Genomic DNA, 17,863 nt, shown 5'->3' with positions numbered 1-17,863 from the left:
TATGAGCAGTATTTTAGTCGTAGGTTCGATGGCGTTTGATGATATAGAAACGCCTTTTGGCAAAAGCAATAAAATCATTGGAGGCGCAGCTATTTACATTGCCTATACCGCTTCTTATTTCAATCCCAATATTCAATTGGTATCCGTAGTAGGAGGAGATTTTCCACAAGCGGTGATTGATGACTTGGAAAATCGAGGTGTGAATACCGAAGGATTACAAATAAAAAAAGACGAAAAAAGTTTTTTCTGGTCGGGTAAGTACCATCTGGATATGAATACCCGTGATACTTTGGTGACAGAATTGAATGTATTGGGGACTTTCAATCCGATTTTGCCTGAAAGTTACAAACAAGCAGATTTTGTGATGCTCGGTAATCTTTCTCCTGATGTTCAGCGAAAAGTAATTGAGCAAATGGATCAACGACCAAAATTGATAGCAATGGATACCATGAACTTTTGGATGGATATTGCTCGTGACGAACTGGATAAAACGTTGAAATTGATAGATGTATTGATTATCAACGATGAGGAAACCCGTCAATTGACTGGGGAATATTCTTTGGTGAAAGGAGCAAAGAAGATATTTGAGATGGGGCCTAAATTTCTCATCATCAAAAAAGGCGAACACGGTGCATTGTTGTTTCACGGTGAGCAAATGTTTTATGTACCTGCATTGCCTTTAGAAGATGTTTTTGACCCAACTGGTGCGGGCGATACTTTTGCAGGTGGATTTATTGGTTATATGGCAAAGGCTGGTGAGGTGAGTTTCGACAACATGAAACGAGCCATTATTTACGGTTCTGCAATGGCTTCTTTCTGTGTAGAAAAATTTGGAACACAGCGAATGGTAGGGCTTACACAAACCGATATCGAGTCAAGATTACAAGCATTTGTTGATTTGTCACAAGTGACTTTTGAAGAATAAAGACCTCCATTTTTTTTAAAAAAATAACAGACCGACTTTTGAAGTTTAATTTGTCATTATACACAACATTTTGTCAAATTGAGCTTTAAAAGTCTTTTTTATTACAACTATTACAGTGATTAGTAAACTTAGTGACTGATGATTAGTTTTTAAAACTATGGTTCTGTGACAATTTTTGTGGAAGTAATAAAGACTTCGGAAGTTTCATTTTATAAGAGGTTAATTTTTAGCGAAATAGTTTTTTGATTTTGTGAGCGGCAAACTTCCGAAGTCTCAAATCACAGATTTTGTCAAAGAACCAAAACTATTAGCTGCCAATTTTTTATGTAAAAAAAACTGCACCTATTTGATTTTTGCTTTACTATTTTAAAAATTCATGATGCTTTGTATATTGAAATGCTTAGAAAGTATAATCCTTAACTTTTTTGATGCACATGGAAACCTCAAGATCCCGATAAGGCTTAATTTATTTTAGGACATCTTAACCCAAAATAGGAGATGTTATTTCTTTTGGTTATATTTGGACAATATTGAGCATTAAAATGGCTCTTTTCATTTACTCATCAAAATCATTTTTCTATGGAACCTATTTTGTACATTCTAATCATTGGCGCAGTTGCAGGTTGGCTAGCTGGTGTTATTGTAAAAGGCTTTGGCTTTGGACTTTTAGGCAATATTGTCGTGGGAATCGTGGGGGCATTTGTTGGAGGATGGCTTGTTCCTAAATTGGGACTTCCCATTGGAAGCGGTATTGGAGGACAAATCATTACCGCAGTTATTGGTGCGGTTGTTTTCTTATTCATCATCCGATTATTGAAGCGATGACAAGGAAGAAATGAAGATTTAAAAATTTTGTTAATCAAGAAAGAAGGCTGTCCAAAGTGGATAGCCTTTTCTTTTGGTCAAACCCCAAAACCCCAACACATTCTGTCACCTTGTTTGCGTTCCAAATCGCTGTGAAAACTGTAATTTTGGGCAAAACATATCTAACAGATGAAACTCCAATTTTACATTTTAATATTTCTACTTTTATCAGGACTTCAAATAAGCTCGGCACAAACAGAACAACTGAATGTCAGTCTAATAAGTACTCTTGACTACGAACCCACCCTAAACGATATATGGGGATATGAGGCAGGTGGTCGAGAATACGCCATTGTAGGATTGACCTCTGGTGTTTCGATAGTAGATGTAACCCAACCTTTGCAAGGTGATAGTTTACAACAATTGTTCTTCATTCCAGGCGACACCAGCACTTGGCGAGATATGAAAGTTTTCCGAAATTATGCCTATGTCACCAACGAAAAAGGTGGCGGGCTACAAATCATCAATCTTGAAGGATTGCCTGATACAAGCCAAATCACTTGGCAAAACTGGACAGGCGGTACTTGGGCAGATAGCAGCATTGTCTATACACAAGCGCACAATATTTTTATTGACGAAAAAGGTATTGGCTATATTGTAGGTGCAGATTTCAGCAAAGGTGGTGCAATCATGATTGACATAGCCTCAAATCCCACGAACCCTTCAATTGTAGGCATTTACGATGATTTCTATATACACGATATCTATGTGCGAGGCGATACGATGTGGACAGCAGAGATATATGAAGGCGAATTTGCGGTGATAGACGTGCGGGATAAAGCCAATCCGATAACCCTCGCTCGCCACAAAACTTCCTCCAATTTTACACACAATACATGGATGTCGGATGATGGTAAAACCCTGTTTACCACCGATGAACGCAGCAATGCCTATGTAACCGCTTATGATGTATCGGATTTGAGCGACATTCAAGAATTGGACCGCTACCAAACTGCTACTAGTTTGAACAAAGGAGTTGTGCCGCACAATACCTTTGTGTTGGGCAATTACTTGGTTACGTCTTATTATACCGATGGAATCACAATAGTAGATGCTACTTTTCCCAACAATTTGGTGGAAGTAGGCTATTACGATACAAGCGACAGCGAGGGCGTTGGTTTTAGTGGTTGTTGGGGCGTTTATCCTTATTTGTCTTCGGGTGCGATTTTGGCAAGTGACCGCCAAAAAGGTTTGTTTGTGCTGCAACCCAACTATTTGCGTGCGAGTTATTTGGAAGGAAGAGTGACAGATGCTCAAACAGGCGAAGCCTTGACCGATGTGGCGATTACGATACAAAACCAGCCTGCCGCAGCCGTCAGCACTGACTTCAATGGAAAATACCAAACAGGAATTGGACAAGCGGGTTTGTACGAAATGACCTTGGTGAAATATGGTTATCCTGTCACCACAATTTCGGAGATAGCATTGAACAACGGTGAAACGACTGTATTGAATCTTGAACTAGAACCCATTGAAGGTTTTAAGGTAAGTGTTCAAGCGGTAGATGTCGATACAGGAGAACCGATTCCAGATGCACAATTCAGGATTGAGCATCCATTGAAGAATTTCACATTGCAGAGCGAAACTTCAGGGCTTGTGGTCTTCGACTTGGTTTACTCCGAAGAATACCAAGTAATTGCAGGAAAATGGGGCTATCAAACAGCAGCCTTGCAGGACATTTATTTGGATAAAAACACAGGCACACTTACGATTCCACTTCAAAAGGGGTATTACGATGATTTCACCTTTCATTTTGGATGGACTGCCAAAAGCAATGCTACAAGAGGAATTTGGGAGCGTGGAGAATCCATAGGCGTTCTGTTTAGTGGTCAATACATTACTCCATCTGAAGATGTGTCAGAAGATTATGGGGATTTTTGCTATGTAACGGGCAATTCGACTACTTTTTCGGACAATGTAAACGATGGTTTCACAACCCTTCAATCACCGATTTTTGATGCAACAATTTTGGAAAATCCCGAACTCAGTTACTCCCGTTGGTTTTACCTACAAAACACTAATTTTTTACCCTCCGACGATACGCTCTACGTGCGTCTAAGCAATGGAACAGACATGGTGACATTGGAAACGATTGTGAACAATGATGGGCAAGAAGTAAGGTGGAACTCAAAACAGTTTTTGGTGCGAGAATTTATAGAACCAACCAATACGATGCAGTTGTTTTTTGAAGTAAATGATGTGGGTTTCGGACATTTGGTAGAAGCAGCTTTTGACTTTTTTCGACTGCAAGAAGGTCCTCCCGCTCCGAATCCAACGCTCGCTGCAACAGTCGTGCAAGGCTGTTCCCCTTTGGTTGTGCAGTTTCACAGCACAACGTTGGGCGAAGTATCCAATGTGCAATGGAAATTTGAAGGAGGAGATGTTTTTATCACCAACACTGCTCAACCTACGGTTACATACACGCAGCCAGGTACTTACGATGTAACGCTGAAAGTGACCACAGAAGGAGGCACAAGCGAAACAACGTTTGAGAATTACATCACAGTGTTGGAGGGAACTGCTCCTGAATTGGATCTAATGGTTTCAGATATGGTTGCTTGTCAAGGAGAAACAGTCATGTTAACGGCTGTAAGCAATGAATCTGTGACCTATATTTGGACAGATGCGGCTGCAAATAGCGGCAATATTTCAAGCATTGAAGTGGAGGCAGTGAATACAGCAACTTATGGCGTAGTGATTATGGATGAAGAGGGGTGTACTGCCAATCAACAAGTTGAAATTGAAGTGCCTATGCCAAGCGTTGAAGTGAGTTTTCCCACCGAAACTATCTGCAATGGCAACATTGTACAATTGAGTATTCTGAACCCAAAAGAAGGCTACACTTATTTTTGGAACGGCAACGGAATCAGCAGCACTGAAGGTACAACAATCGTGGCAACTACTTCAATAGATGCGCCGACCTATACCGTTATTGCAGTAGAACCTAATGGTTGTGAAGTCATAGAAATTATTGATTTAGATTTGATTGTGACGACTGCGGGTTTTTCAACACAGGTGAGCGAAGCTTGTGTAGGTGAACAAGTGGCGTTTTTGGATATGTCCGAAAATGCCCTAAGTTATTTGTGGGAATTTACCAACACGAAAACGGGTACTAAATTGACTTCCAATGAATCAAATCCGATCATTATTTTTGAAGAAGCAGGTGTTTACAATGTAAAACAAAAAGTGGGCGGCTGCAATACGACCTCTTCTACCAAAAATGCTTCTTTGTCGATCCTTCCCTCGCCTGAAGTGAGCATCAATGCACAGAGCTTAGAGGCATGTATTGAGACTGGGACTGATTTATCTGCCATTGTAAATGGTGACGGTAACGATGTGACTTTTGAATGGGTAGGAGAGGGGCTTTCGGATACTAGCCAACAAACAGTTTCTGCCATGCCTGGAATGGAAGGAGTGTATGAATATGTAGTGACGGTAACGAATGAATTGGGTTGCAGTAGTCAGGCTATCAGTACAATAGACTTTGTGATTTGTGGGGCGGTGAATGAATTGGCAACTCACTATGCTCTTCAAATTTTTCCGAATCCCAATGATGGGCAGTTTGCGGTGACTATGGATTTGCCGAAAAATAGTGAGGTAAACCTTCAATTGGTGAATGTGTTGGGGCAAACGGTTCAGCAATATGTTTTGGCTGCAACGAGTCTTTCTTTTGAGCAAAAATTTAGCTTGGAGGATTTGACGAGTGGTGTGTATTATTTGGTCATTGAAGTGGATGGACAGCGGATGTTGGAGAAAGTGGTGGTGGAGTAATATTATGGAATTTGAAATTTTACAAAATGAAAAACCTAAAAAACAAAGTCATCGTCATCACAGGAGCCGCTTCTGGAATTGGAAAAGCATTGGCGACGGTTTTCCTTTCTAAAGGGTGTCATTTGGCATTGAATGACTTCAATGAAGTGGCTCTACAACAAGTAGTTGCAGAATTGAAGTACAATGCTACAACGGGGCAAAGAATTGAATCCTTGGTTTTTGATGTTTCGGACAGAATGGCGATGCAAGGTTTTGCGGATTTTGTAGTAGAGCAATTTGGTCAAGTAGATGTGGTTATCAACAATGCAGGAGTTGCACTTGGGCGCATCTCGATAGCAGAGGTGACCTATGAAGATTTTGAATGGGTGATGAACATCAATTTTTGGGGGATGGTGTATGGCACCAAAGCTTTTTTGCCCCTATTGAGAAAACAAAAGGAAGCAGCCATTGTCAATATTTCCAGCGTTTTTGGTTTGGCAGGTATTGCTTATCAAGGCCCTTACTGTTCCTCCAAATTTGCCATTCGTGGCTTCACCGAATCTCTCCGAATGGAAGCAAGCATAGACTTTCCACACGTCACAATTCATTCGGTGCATCCAGGCGGTATCAACACCAACATTGCCAAAAGCGCTCGTTGGAACGACGAAAGTTTGAAGGCGCAGGCACTCGAAACCGAAAACAAACTCCTGATTACTCCTCCATTGGAAATCGCCCAAACGATTGCCAAACGAATCGAACAAAAAAAAGTGCGTATCGTCACAGGTCATTTGGCAAAGCTGTTGGACAGGTTGGTGCGTTTTCTTCCATCTGCTTACACAGGGCTGATTGCCAAACGAATAGAAAAGGAAAACTCATAGGAATAAATGAAAATTAAAAAAACACTTCAATATCAGTTTATTATAAAATAAAATTGATAAACTTATTTTTGAAGTGTGCCATAGAAAAAAAAATACCCTCCTATCGAAGGATTTTCGAATCAAACTTGTCAAAAGAATAGTCTTTCAACTACCCATCACAATGCAACCATTTACTACTTCTTTGCACCACATTGGTTATAGGATTAGTTTGTCATCTATTTTTATTCATTCACTTCTTCAAATAAAAACATGAAATATTTAATTTTTACCTTCTTCGTACTGATGACCACCATGGCATCCGCCCAAGAGTTCTACGACCTCTACACCATCCAAACCATCGAAATCACCTTTGCACAAAGCAATTGGGACCAGCTTTTAGATGCTCAAAAACAAGGAGATGAAGACTACATCATGGCGCAAAGCGTGACCATCAATGGAGAAGTTTTTGACAGTGTTGGGGTGAAATACAAAGGCAATAGTACCTACAATGCCAACCAAACCAAAAATCCTTTCCACATCGAGTTGGACACCTACAAATCTCAGAACTATCAAGGCTACAAAGACATCAAACTGAGCAATGTCGCCAAAGACCCTTCTTTTTTGAGGGAAGTATTGTCCTACCAAATTTTGCGGCAATACATGGTTGCGCCACTTTCCAACTACGCCAATGTGTATGTCAATGGCAACTTGATTGGTCTTTACAGCAACTCAGAATCCATCACAAAAACCTTTGTAAACAAATATTTCTATTCCAAAAAAAATACCTTCTTCAAATGCAATCCACCTGATGGGGCAGGCCCACAATCCAATGACCTGCCCAATTTGGTCTATTTGGGACAAGACAGCACTGACTACTACGCTGCCTACGAATTGAAGTCCGATGCAGGTTGGCAAGAATTGATTGACCTCTGCGATACATTGGCGAATCACACCGATCAAATTGAAGCAGTTTTGGATGTGGATAAGGTGCTGTGGATGCACGCTTTCAACAATGTATTGGTCAATTTGGACAGTTACAGTGGGAGATTTGCCCAGAACTACTATTTGTACCGAGATGATTATGGAAGGTTTTTGCCTGTTGTATGGGATTTGAACGAATCCTTTGGACGTTTCTCGGATACAGGTTCGGGCAACCTCACCAACACTACTTCAAAACAAAGAATGAACCACCTTCTCCACGCAACTGATGCCAATTATCCATTGATTCAAAAAATGCTGAGTGTTCCGACTTACAAAAAAATGTACCTTGCTCACTGCAAAACCATTCTTTTAGAAAACTTCGACAATGGCAGTTATCGAGCTACGGGCGAAGCCCTTCAGGCAGTGATTGATGCAGCAGTACAAGCAGACGACAATAAGTTTTTCACTTACAATAATTTCACAAGCAACCTCACAAGCGATGTCAATGGCGGCGGCGGACCAGGAGGAGGCTCAACACCTGGCATCACTAACCTGATGGACGTTAGAAGCAGCTACTTATTGGGGCTTGCTGACTTCAATCAAACAGAACCAACCATTTCAGAAATTGCTTTATCCACTCAAAACCCTGTCATCAACCAAAACGTCACCATTTTAGCTTCAATAGCAGATGGAAATACAGCTTTATTGAACTATAGAAGTGAATTGGGCGCACCCTTCAATACAGTTCAAATGTTGGATGATGGCGCACACAATGATGGTGCTGCAAATGATGGCGTTTTTGGGGCGGACATTGAAGTTGGTGGTGCATTGGTAGAATATTACATCTATGCCGAAAACGAAAATGCGGGCATATTTTCTCCAAAAAGAGCCGCTCATGAGTTTTATTCTTTCACTGCAATGGTTTCAGAGCCAACATTAGGCGATTTGGTTATCAACGAATTTATGGCTTCCAATGATGCAACAGTGGCAGACCAAGATGGAGAATTTGAAGATTGGATAGAACTCTACAACAATGGTTCGGAGAGCATCAATTTGGAGGGCTATTTTCTTTCGGATGATGCAGAGGATTTGATGCAGTGGGTATTTCCTGCGGGTACGGTCATTGAAGCGAAAGGGTATTTGACAATTTGGGCAGATGATGATGAAGGTCAAGAGGGTTTGCACACCAACTTCAAATTGTCGGCTTCGGCGGAGTCTGTTATTTTAGTGAATCCTTCGGGCGAAATAGCGGATGATGTGAGTTATGTCGACCAGAATACGGATGTGGCTTATGGTCGTTTTCCGAACGGCACAGGGAATTTTCAGGCGATTGCACCGACTTTTGGCACAGAGAACGGAGTGGTTGTTGGTATAGAAACGCCTGTTTTGGAAACGATTGTATTGAAGGCGATGCCAAATCCTGTTGCGGAATCATTTTCGGTAGAGATTGGTTCACTTCAACAGAAAGAGAGAGCCTTGTACGTGTATGATTTGACGGGGAAAGTAATGTATGAAAATACGGTGGTTAAAAATGTACTAATTGAGACTTCCAATTGGGCTTCGGGGATGTATATTGTCAAGGTTGAAAATGCTTTTTTGAAGGTCTTGGTTTGGTAAAAGGAACTTTCTTATCTTTACTATCAACTCTTAGAGATTAGAGACCTTTTGTGTCTATATATTCAATACAAGGTTATTTTTTTTGTTGATAAAAGATGTTTTTTAAACCTCGCACACCAATGCCTCAATCCATTTTACAAGACAATCAAGCATTGATTAAAAAAGTTTTTCGTGCTTATTGTCTAAAACGAAATATTCATTTATCAGACAATGCCAGAAAGGGATTGTTCAAGAGATTGCTGCTATACCTTGAGCAGAATTGGGAGAATACATCTGTTCCTTATGAAAATGAAATCCCTCAAGATTCGTTGATAGTAGAGTGGGTCAGAGAGGCTTGTCTAAAACTGTTTAAGAACAACAATGCGAAAGATATTGAGTTATTACATACGGATGTGGGCAAGTTGGTTGTCAAATATCAATCCATTATCAAGCATATTGTTTATAAACAGAGGGTGAATGGTGAACCCCTTGAAGAGGACATACAGGCCGATTTGATTGCCAACATACAAGCCCGTCTTTTGCAGAAAGCTGATAGTGGCAAGCTGACCCAACAATACAAAGGGGATGCGTTGTTTAGCACTTACTTCTACAAGATAGCCTATCACAGCATGATAGATGAGTTGAGAAAAATAAGACGCCACAAAAAGGCTACGCTTTCCAGCGATGTGGAGGCAATGGAAGAAACTCAACAGCTTGCTGCTGGGCAAAGTTTAATATACACAGACCTTGTAGAAGGGCATCTCCGAAGGTTACAAACTTTTTTGAAGGTATTGCCAAGTCAAAGACGCAGACGTTTTGAGTTTGCGCTAAAAATTTTGTATAAAATGAAGCTGATTGAAGGAGACATTCGAGGTTTGTATGCAGATTGTTCCGATAAGTTGTTGGTAGAAGTGTTATCTTATTTTGGAAAAAACTATCATGAACTACCGCAAGCTGCCTTGTTTACGCTGATTGCAGAATTCATAGGTGAATTGGAAGGAGATAAAATTTCTGTTAATTCTGAGTCATTCCGTCATTGGTTTCAAGCGATTCTAATAAAATTGAAGAAAACACTCTTTAAAGAATTGCCCCAAAACGAGAAGAAGGCGAGGGATGCTTACTTTGAATTCTTGATTTACAAATTTTATAAAAAAAATTAAAGGATAACCTTACAAAATCAATACTCCAAAACGTCTATCCTAATTGTAAGAAATGAAAGAGGTTTTGATTAGTATAATATGTTGACGGTTTAATTTTTGATGATGAGGTATTTAGAAAGAATTTTTGATGATGAAGGAAAGCTGACAAAAGAAGGTCGGATTATATATGCACATGCCATGCACCTATCTAAGGTAGATGATTTGCCAGAGGAACTCATAGAATATGTGTGGAAAGAGGATGAAAGTAGAGAAGACATTGAAGACTTATACGAATTATTAATTCCTTCAATGGTTTTGGAAAATCCGCACCCATTTTTTTTGCAAACTTCGATGAATCCTTCTCTTGTCTCAATAGACTGGACAAATCTGGAGGCTGCAATGGAAGATATTTTACGACAGGCTCTTGCCGAACAAACGACTCCCAACCGAAAAATGGAGCGTAAAATGGCATTGAGTTTCAAGGCAACAAATTTGGATATGGAAGTTATTCGCCCCAAAAAAGATGCGGTTTGTGTTCAATCCATCACCTTCGTTTTTTCTCAAGCAACTGCTAAGTCCTATTGGATTCACTTCAAAAATGCAAAAGGTGGGGACATAGAAGAAATGGAAGTGCCAAAGGGTAGCCATGAGTTTCAAATTTCTATTGAAGATAAGCTGCAATTTCCCACAGGCTTGTACTATTGGACGATTTTGGTGAATGGAACACCCATGACGAATCGTTTGTATGTCTGTACAGAAGAAAGTGCGAGAGAGATGCTTTCCTCTCATTGAAGGATTCAAAGTTTTTTCAGATTTACTTATTCCTTTTATGACGATATTTCGCTAAAAATTATTCCCATTCGTAGCCTATGAATTAATTCATGGGCTACGAATACAGTTTATAATCAAGCGGTTATTCTACTTTTAAAAATAGTGTTTGGTTCTGTGACAATTTTTGTGGAAGCAATAAAGACTTCGGAAGTTTCATTTTATAAGAGATTAATTTTTAGCGAAATAGTTTTTTGATTTTGTAAGCGGCAAACTTCCGAAGTCTCAAATCACAGATTTTGTCAAAGAACCTAGTGTTTTATCACCCAAAAGGGAATAATTGTATTAAGGTTGAACTTCAGCGAAGTTCTGTAATTACCTTCCTAATTTTTCTACAAATTTTACCCAACTTTTTTTATAAAGGTTGGCTCACCAATAAACCTCACAAATCATGAGACGATTTTTTGTACTCTTTTTCAGTGTATTGCTGTTATCTGCCAGCTCTGTCTTTGTTTCTTTTACCTATCCATCCGCCAATGTCAAGACCAATCCCATTGTCTATAAATTGATGGAAGTTACGTTTTTATGGGATTTGTTAAAAGAGAATTATGAGCCTGTCAGAGAAAGAGATGATACCTGGCTGGATGTAGGCATTCGTTCTAAATACGCAATGGTGAAGCAATACGCTTCCTTGGCAATGGTAGAAGCGGCTTTTGACTGTCCTATTTTTATCAGAGGCCCACACAATGGCGAGTTGAACTTCAATGATAAAACTTCCTTTGGTTACTACAATCCTGAGTTTGTATCCAAACTTCAATCCAACATGGAATCTGCACTCGAAAATCCTATGTTCAAACAAGCAGCCAAACAGTTGTATCAGCAGCATTTGAAAAGTATGGCACATACCTATCTCAATGCTTACACCCACCTCCACGAAGACGGTGAGTATCTGCACGACCTGCAAGTTCAATATTTGATGGGGATGGCGACCCCTGAAGGAATCCAAACAGGATCTTTTCAAGAAGAATTTAGAGATTATGCAGAGGCATTGGAGAAAAATCAACAAGCAGATGTATATGAAGCGTTTACAGCCCCCGCATTTTGGTTGAGACGCTCCATTGACGGCACTGCTCCTCAATTATTTGAGTTGTTGGAGATGGTGGTGAAGGAAATGGAGAAGTAATTTTTCTCGATTTTGAAGCCAAGTAATGAATGAAAATAGCTTACTGCTATTTTTCATTTGAATTTGAATAATGCACATTCTACAAGTAAAAAAACGATACCAACAATATCAATGCTCATTACTTTTCTCAACTCAGGGTTAATCTGTCGACAATCATTCTATTGAACTCGCTTCAAACATAACAGAAATTTATCAAAAAAAAAACTGTGTTTTCATCAAAAAATGACAAAATCATTACAAATGTACCGAAAAAACATATCAATTACACCAAAAAACTTCAACTAACAACAAACTACAATTGCAGTAACAACCGATGATTCAATATTTTAACACTAAATAGTATTGTTATTAAATTATTTAGTTTTTTGATTAAAAAATGAATTTTAGCTAAAAGGTATGTGTTTTTTGAAAAAAGGAAGAAGTTTGTTGGGAAATGTATGCTTTAGTGTTGGAGAGAATGTATTGAAGGTCTTATTTGAAGTTCGATTGAAGGGCTAAGGTTTGCAGCGAATTGTGTTTGCCGTAGTGTTTGGCAATCATCCGCAGACAGGTTGGACCGCAGTCCATTGCATCGTTTGTTTGTAGAATGGGAATTTTTGGGGTATTTTTCAGATTATGCTGTTCAGTGGCTGAGGTTTCAGTTTTAGTACCAAAGTTTTGGAAACTCACACATTCTGTTTATACATATATGCATTATTCCTTAAATTCATTGTTGTTTTAAAAAGCATTTATCAGAAACCGAGTGTCTATACTATAATTTTGACTATGTAATTAATTCTCTCAGAAACTACTACTTGGCTTTGCAAAACCCGATGAATGGTTTAAACTAAATAATAGCAGAGATCATTATAGAAAAAAAAGATGCAATTGGGTAGCCAATAAAAATTAAAGTACTCAAAGGTTCTTTAGGAGGGTTTTTATAAAAATATTGTCTAGATTTTTCAATAATATTGGTTATTTTTATCATTGAATATACAAATAACTGCAATATAAGACCTACTCCTATAACTATTTTTAAATCATTCCCATATGTTTCAAAAATAAAATTTTGCCCTGATACCTTTCTCCCATATAAGATAAATAATGAAGTAATATTAAAAGAAATATTTATTGAAAGGAAAAGAGAAACTCTATAAGTAATACTTTCAAGATTTTGCTCTTGGTCAGAACAATACATATATATATATTATACATTAAAATTTTAATAATTTTCATTATATTCTTTTAAAGAAAACAACTTCTTATTCATTATTACTTTTTTTCTTAAAAAGAATAAGAAGCTGTTTTCAAGTTTACATAATAATTTGACTCTTAGCTATTCTGTTAGTTCTAACCTATTTAATAGGTTAGAAGTTTATATCACTCGGATAGCAAATTAGATATTTTTCAGAAACTCGTATCTAATCAGTAGAGGTCTTTTTGGTACTATCCCTAATTACTCCCATACATTCGTCATGAACCAATATTCCATTTGCAAAATAATTTTTACACCCCTCTCCTGCTATATTATAAGTTTTATATACACCAGGTTTAGAAGTAATTTTTTTTACTATGGTGTAATCAATAACTCCATTATTATTCATAAGAAAACGGAAATTTCCAAAACTTCCGTTTTCTATCTTCGTCAATAAACTACCTGCCTCCTCACAACTTCAAAACAATTTCTATCTTTGCCCTCCAAAAATAAAATACACCTACAAGTAGTTTATTAAGGAAAAACGAAACCATGCAACTACTCCAAGTCTTACAACTTTTTAGATGGGTCAATCAAGGGTTTATCATCCTCACACTCTGTTTGCTGCAATACTGTTTGATTCATCCCCTCTTTCCATTCATGGGCATGACCCCCAGTTTAGATACCTTCCATTTCATTTTGTTGGTCGTTTCGGTGGTGTTCATTGCAGGGGCGGGATATGTCATCAACGATTATTTTGATATTGCAGCCGACCAAATCAACAAACCCGAAAAGGTGAAAATTGGATTGGGTAAACCGATTAGCAAGACTTTTGCGATGCGTAGTTACATTGCCTTCAATGTGATGGGTATTGTATTGAGTTTTTATGTGGCGTGGAAAGTGGGGAATTACAAATTGGGTTATATCCATGTATTCGTTGCTGCAATGTTGTGGTTTTATGCTACAACATTGAAGGGAAAATTGTTGATTGGCAATTTTTTGGTATCTTTTGTGATTGCGCTGTGTGTGTCTTTGGTGATTTTTTACGACCAAAACTTGCTGCAATTGCTGCTCTATCAAACCAAAGAAGGATTGCAGTCATTCATTGAAGGACTCACAGGTTTTGAAGTCAGTAGCACAAATGAAGCCCCTGCAAATGTAGAAGCGACCCGATTTATTGTTTCCATCATTGCTGCTTTTGTAGTTTTTGCGTTTTTGCTGAATTTTATTCGAGAAATCGTGAAAGACATTCAAGACATTGACGGGGATAAAGTAGCGGGCTATCGCACCCTTCCGATTGTGACGAGTGTGGGTTTCGCTAAATTGGTGGCAGCGGGCTTGAGTTTGTTGTGCTTGAATTTTGTGATCAAGGTTTTGGTGGACGAACTCTTGTTGAAGCAGTACGTTTCTGCTATTGGAGGAACTATCTTGGTGGCATTGCCGTTGATTGCGATTGTCGGTTTGTTGTGGAGAGCCGTTCAAATTCCGAAAGATTTTAAGCTCATCAGTCAATTGACCAAAGGAGTGATGTTGGCAGGTTTGTTGTACCTTCCCTATTTCGCTTCAACGATTCAAGAGCCTACCGAACCTGTGCTTTCATTGGAGGATATGGGCATTGAAAGCTTTCAAATTGACACCATTTACGATGAACCTGCTGCAATGGATACCAATTTTATTGAAGTAACAGATTCTACTGCAATGGAATACATTGAAGGAACGGAAGAAGGGGAAATATTGGAATTTGAGATTGACAAGGATTCTATTCCCAGCAATATCATGGATTTGTTGAAAAATCGGAAACAGTGAACACAGAAGCGTTGAGATAGAAGCGTTGAGATAATTAATAGTAGAAATGATTGATACGAATATAAAAATACTGCCACAACACGAAGTCTATCTTCAAAAAATTGGCGCAGCGGCAGAAGAATTGGCGTACCCTACCTATATAGTGGGCGGATATGTAAGAGATTTATTGTTGAATCGCCCTTGCAAAGACATTGACATTGTGTGTGTTGGAAGCGGAATAGAATTGGCAAAAAGGGCAGCACAGAAAATAGATGGCGCAACGAATGTTTCGGTATTCAAAAATTTTGGAACGGCACAGTTTAGGGTAAACGATGTGGACTTAGAGTTTGTGGGCGCACGAAAGGAATCCTATCAACGCAATTCTCGCAAGCCGATTGTGGAAGATGGCACATTGGAGGACGACCAAAACCGTCGAGATTTTACCATCAATGCGCTGGCTATCAGCCTCAACAAAGAAAATTATGGCAACATTGTGGATCCCTTCAATGGCTTGGAAGACCTCGAAAACAAAACCATTCGCACACCACTGGACCCTGACATCACCTTTTCGGACGACCCGCTGCGGATGATGCGGGCCATTCGTTTTTCGGCGCAACTTCGTTTCCGAATCGAATCGGAAACATTGCAGGCGATTAGCGACAACAAAGACCGCATTAAGATTATTTCGTATGAGCGTATCAGTACCGAATTGAACAAAATCATTCTGTCGTCTAAACCTTCAATTGGCTTCAAACTGCTCTTCAAAACGGGTTTGTTGCACTATTTTTTCTCTGAATTGACTGATTTGCAGGGCGTAGAATGGCGCAATGGGGTTGGGCACAAAGACAATTTTTTTCATACCTTAGAAGTATTGGACAATGTGGCTTTGATGAGTGATGATTTGTGGCTGCGATGGGCTGCCATTTTGCACGACATTGCCAAACCGCCTACCAAACGTTTTCACCCCGATGCAGGTTGGACTTTTCACGGGCACGAAGTAGTAGGGGCAAAAATGACCGCACGCATTTTTCGTAGATTGAAGTTGCCGATGGACGAACGTATGAAGTTCATCCAAAAAATGGTGGCTCTCCACCTGCGACCAATTGCTTTGACCAAAGGCGATGTGACCGATTCTGCTATTCGCCGACTGCTGTTTGATGCAGGGGACGATATTGACGACTTGATGATTCTCTGTCAAGCCGACATTACTTCCAAAAACGAAGCAAAAGTGCAGCGTTATTTGGAGAACTACGAGGTGGTGAAAATCAAGCTCAAAGAGGTAGAAGAAAAAGACCGTCTCCGCAATTGGCAACCTCCAATTAGTGGTGATATTATCATGGAAACATTTCATATTGAACCCAGTAGAGATGTGGGGATCATCAAAAAAGCGATTCGAGAGGCGATTTTGGACGGGGAGATTCCAAATGAGTATGAAGCGGCTTTTGCGTTTATGTTGAAGCAAGGGAAGGAGTTGGGGTTGAAGGGGTAGAGAGCTTGAATTCAAGGTTTAGATATAATTTGAAAACCAATATCCCTCTTCAACCGTTCTTATTTTTTCACTTCCATTTTCATTTTTATTAGCAAACATGGCAAGCACACTTTTTTACTTTATAGTTGGATTTATCATCATTGAATACATCGTTTCGAGGTATTTGAGTTATTTGAACAGTCAAAGTTGGACAGAGAACCTACCCGAAGAAGTAGCGCATCTCTACGATGAAGAAAAATACAAAAAAGCGAGGTCTTACCATCAGGTGAACAAACGTTTGGGAATCCTCTCGGGTGTTTTCAGTTTGTTGCTCATTTTGGTGGTGCTGTTTTTCGATGGATTTGCTTTTTTAGACAATTGGCTGCGGGCAAATGTTACCGAACATCCAATTTGGTTGGCACTTTCATTCTTTGGTATTTTGATGATACTGTCTGATATTCTGAGCCTTCCGTTTACCCTCTACAGCACTTTTGTGATTGAAGAAAAATTTGGTTTCAACAAAACAACTCCCACAACTTTTGTGATTGACAAAATCAAGGGATATGCCATCACTGCCATTTTGGGTGGCGGCATGATTGCAGCTTTGGTATTTTTCTACGACTGGGCAGGCAGCCTGTTTTGGTTGTATGCATGGATATTGGTCAGTGGTATCAGTTTGTTATTCGCTGCCTTTTACACAAGTTGGTTGCTGCCGATTTTCAACAAACTTTCCCCATTGGAGGAAGGAGAATTGAGGGCAGCAATTGAGAAATACTCCTCAAAAGTAGATTTTCCATTGACCAATATTTTTGTGATGGATGGCTCAAAACGTTCTGCCAAAGCCAATGCGTTTTTTAGTGGTATGGGTAAGAAAAAGAGCATTGTACTATACGACACGCTGATTGAAGAACAAAGCACCGATGAGTTGGTGGCGGTGTTGGCGCACGAAGTAGGTCACTACAAAAAGAAACACATCCAACAAAGTATGTTTATTTCAATTCTCCATACAGGGGTGATTCTATTTGTTTTGGGTTTGGCTTTGAATACTCCCGAAGTGTCCTACGCTTTGGGCGCAAGTCAGCCGAGTTTTCATATTGGCATTTTGGCGTTTTCGTTGTTGTTCAGTCCTATTTCGATGGTGACGGGTATTTTGATGAATATTTTTAGCCGCAAAAATGAGTTTGAAGCCGATGCTTTTGCCAAAGAAACCTTCAATGGTGAAGCACTGAAATCGGCTTTGGAGAAATTGTCGGTCAATCATTTGAGCAATTTGACCCCACATCCTTCCTACGTTTTCATGTATTATTCCCATCCGCCCTTGTTGGAACGATTGAAGGCATTGGGTAATTGATGTATTCCATAGGAAACTTTGACAATTCTAACTTGGTAAAGTCAGTACAATTATGTCTTTTGAATGTTTTTTTTCTTGATAA

General features: G+C 39.3%; 14 protein-coding genes. 11 read left to right on the top strand and 3 right to left on the bottom strand.

Annotation, left to right across the window (positions count from 1 at the left end; genetic code table 11):
• Position 1: 1 nt before the first annotated feature.
• The 8 genes from R3E32_15070 (at position 2) to R3E32_15035 (ending at position 12,003) form a co-directional block, all read left to right on the top strand.
• Positions 2 to 925, top strand: a complete 924-nt coding sequence (locus tag R3E32_15070; protein ID MEZ4886055.1) for a PfkB family carbohydrate kinase — start codon at positions 2 to 4, stop codon at positions 923 to 925.
• A 579-nt stretch (positions 926 to 1,504) separates the two neighbouring features.
• Positions 1,505 to 1,750: a GlsB/YeaQ/YmgE family stress response membrane protein gene (locus R3E32_15065; GenBank protein MEZ4886054.1), complete on the top strand. Its 246-nt coding sequence runs from the start codon at positions 1,505 to 1,507 to the stop codon at positions 1,748 to 1,750.
• A gap of 168 nt (positions 1,751 to 1,918) precedes the next feature.
• The gene (locus tag R3E32_15060; GenBank protein ID MEZ4886053.1) at positions 1,919 to 5,560 is read left to right on the top strand and encodes a choice-of-anchor B family protein; all 3,642 of its coding nucleotides are present in this window, start codon (positions 1,919 to 1,921) and stop codon (positions 5,558 to 5,560) included.
• Between the two features lie 26 nt (positions 5,561 to 5,586).
• Positions 5,587 to 6,417, top strand: a complete 831-nt coding sequence (locus R3E32_15055) for an SDR family oxidoreductase (protein MEZ4886052.1) — start codon at positions 5,587 to 5,589, stop codon at positions 6,415 to 6,417.
• A gap of 249 nt (positions 6,418 to 6,666) precedes the next feature.
• Entirely contained in the window at positions 6,667 to 8,934 is a 2,268-nt protein-coding gene (locus R3E32_15050; protein ID MEZ4886051.1) for a CotH kinase family protein, read from the top strand.
• A gap of 119 nt (positions 8,935 to 9,053) precedes the next feature.
• Positions 9,054 to 10,073: a hypothetical protein gene (locus tag R3E32_15045; protein ID MEZ4886050.1), complete on the top strand. Its 1,020-nt coding sequence runs from the start codon at positions 9,054 to 9,056 to the stop codon at positions 10,071 to 10,073.
• Between the two features lie 102 nt (positions 10,074 to 10,175).
• Positions 10,176 to 10,844 carry a hypothetical protein gene (locus tag R3E32_15040; protein MEZ4886049.1) on the top strand — a complete coding sequence of 223 codons (669 nt, stop codon included), beginning with the start codon at positions 10,176 to 10,178 and terminating at the stop codon, positions 10,842 to 10,844.
• Between the two features lie 427 nt (positions 10,845 to 11,271).
• A complete protein-coding gene (locus R3E32_15035) occupies positions 11,272 to 12,003 on the top strand; it encodes a hypothetical protein (GenBank protein ID MEZ4886048.1) in 732 nt (243 codons plus the stop codon).
• 471 nt (positions 12,004 to 12,474) lie between these two features.
• On the opposite strand, the gene R3E32_15030 is transcribed toward R3E32_15035, so the two are convergent.
• From R3E32_15030 to R3E32_15020, 3 genes are all read right to left on the bottom strand, one after another.
• The gene (locus tag R3E32_15030; GenBank protein ID MEZ4886047.1) at positions 12,475 to 12,672 is read right to left on the bottom strand and encodes a cysteine peptidase family C39 domain-containing protein; all 198 of its coding nucleotides are present in this window, start codon (positions 12,670 to 12,672) and stop codon (positions 12,475 to 12,477) included.
• 157 nt (positions 12,673 to 12,829) lie between these two features.
• Positions 12,830 to 13,180: a hypothetical protein gene (locus R3E32_15025; GenBank protein ID MEZ4886046.1), complete on the bottom strand. Its 351-nt coding sequence runs from the start codon at positions 13,178 to 13,180 to the stop codon at positions 12,830 to 12,832.
• A 223-nt stretch (positions 13,181 to 13,403) separates the two neighbouring features.
• Entirely contained in the window at positions 13,404 to 13,586 is a 183-nt protein-coding gene (locus R3E32_15020; protein MEZ4886045.1) for a hypothetical protein, read from the bottom strand.
• Between the two features lie 143 nt (positions 13,587 to 13,729).
• On the opposite strand from R3E32_15020, the gene R3E32_15015 reads away from it, so the two are divergent.
• The 3 genes from R3E32_15015 to R3E32_15005 all read left to right on the top strand — a co-directional run bounded on the left by R3E32_15015 (position 13,730) and on the right by R3E32_15005 (position 17,781).
• Positions 13,730 to 14,983 carry a geranylgeranylglycerol-phosphate geranylgeranyltransferase gene (locus R3E32_15015; GenBank protein MEZ4886044.1) on the top strand — a complete coding sequence of 418 codons (1,254 nt, stop codon included), beginning with the start codon at positions 13,730 to 13,732 and terminating at the stop codon, positions 14,981 to 14,983.
• A gap of 46 nt (positions 14,984 to 15,029) precedes the next feature.
• On the top strand, positions 15,030 to 16,451 hold the full coding sequence (locus R3E32_15010; GenBank protein MEZ4886043.1) for an HD domain-containing protein: 1,422 nt from the start codon (positions 15,030 to 15,032) through the stop codon (positions 16,449 to 16,451).
• 97 nt (positions 16,452 to 16,548) lie between these two features.
• Positions 16,549 to 17,781: a M48 family metallopeptidase gene (locus tag R3E32_15005; protein ID MEZ4886042.1), complete on the top strand. Its 1,233-nt coding sequence runs from the start codon at positions 16,549 to 16,551 to the stop codon at positions 17,779 to 17,781.
• Positions 17,782 to 17,863: the final 82 nt, after the last annotated feature.

It is taken from the genome of Chitinophagales bacterium (assembly GCA_041392475.1).
Taxonomy (GTDB): Bacteria; Bacteroidota; Bacteroidia; order Chitinophagales; family UBA2359; genus JAUHXA01.
Note: the sequence above shows the minus strand (reverse complement) of the source record. Positions and strands in the feature narration are given on the sequence as shown.

Coding starts and splice junctions, on each gene's coding strand:
- R3E32_15040 (MEZ4886049.1), top strand. CDS start 10,176: ATGAGGTATTTAGAAAGAATTTTTGATGATGAAGGAAAGCTGACAAAA.
- R3E32_15060 (MEZ4886053.1), top strand. CDS start 1,919: ATGAAACTCCAATTTTACATTTTAATATTTCTACTTTTATCAGGACTT.
- R3E32_15015 (MEZ4886044.1), top strand. CDS start 13,730: ATGCAACTACTCCAAGTCTTACAACTTTTTAGATGGGTCAATCAAGGG.
- R3E32_15050 (MEZ4886051.1), top strand. CDS start 6,667: ATGAAATATTTAATTTTTACCTTCTTCGTACTGATGACCACCATGGCA.
- R3E32_15055 (MEZ4886052.1), top strand. CDS start 5,587: ATGAAAAACCTAAAAAACAAAGTCATCGTCATCACAGGAGCCGCTTCT.
- R3E32_15065 (MEZ4886054.1), top strand. CDS start 1,505: ATGGAACCTATTTTGTACATTCTAATCATTGGCGCAGTTGCAGGTTGG.
- R3E32_15070 (MEZ4886055.1), top strand. CDS start 2: ATGAGCAGTATTTTAGTCGTAGGTTCGATGGCGTTTGATGATATAGAA.
- R3E32_15005 (MEZ4886042.1), top strand. CDS start 16,549: ATGGCAAGCACACTTTTTTACTTTATAGTTGGATTTATCATCATTGAA.
- R3E32_15025 (MEZ4886046.1), bottom strand. CDS start 13,180: ATGTATTGTTCTGACCAAGAGCAAAATCTTGAAAGTATTACTTATAGA.
- R3E32_15020 (MEZ4886045.1), bottom strand. CDS start 13,586: ATGAATAATAATGGAGTTATTGATTACACCATAGTAAAAAAAATTACT.
- R3E32_15010 (MEZ4886043.1), top strand. CDS start 15,030: ATGATTGATACGAATATAAAAATACTGCCACAACACGAAGTCTATCTT.
- R3E32_15045 (MEZ4886050.1), top strand. CDS start 9,054: ATGCCTCAATCCATTTTACAAGACAATCAAGCATTGATTAAAAAAGTT.
- R3E32_15035 (MEZ4886048.1), top strand. CDS start 11,272: ATGAGACGATTTTTTGTACTCTTTTTCAGTGTATTGCTGTTATCTGCC.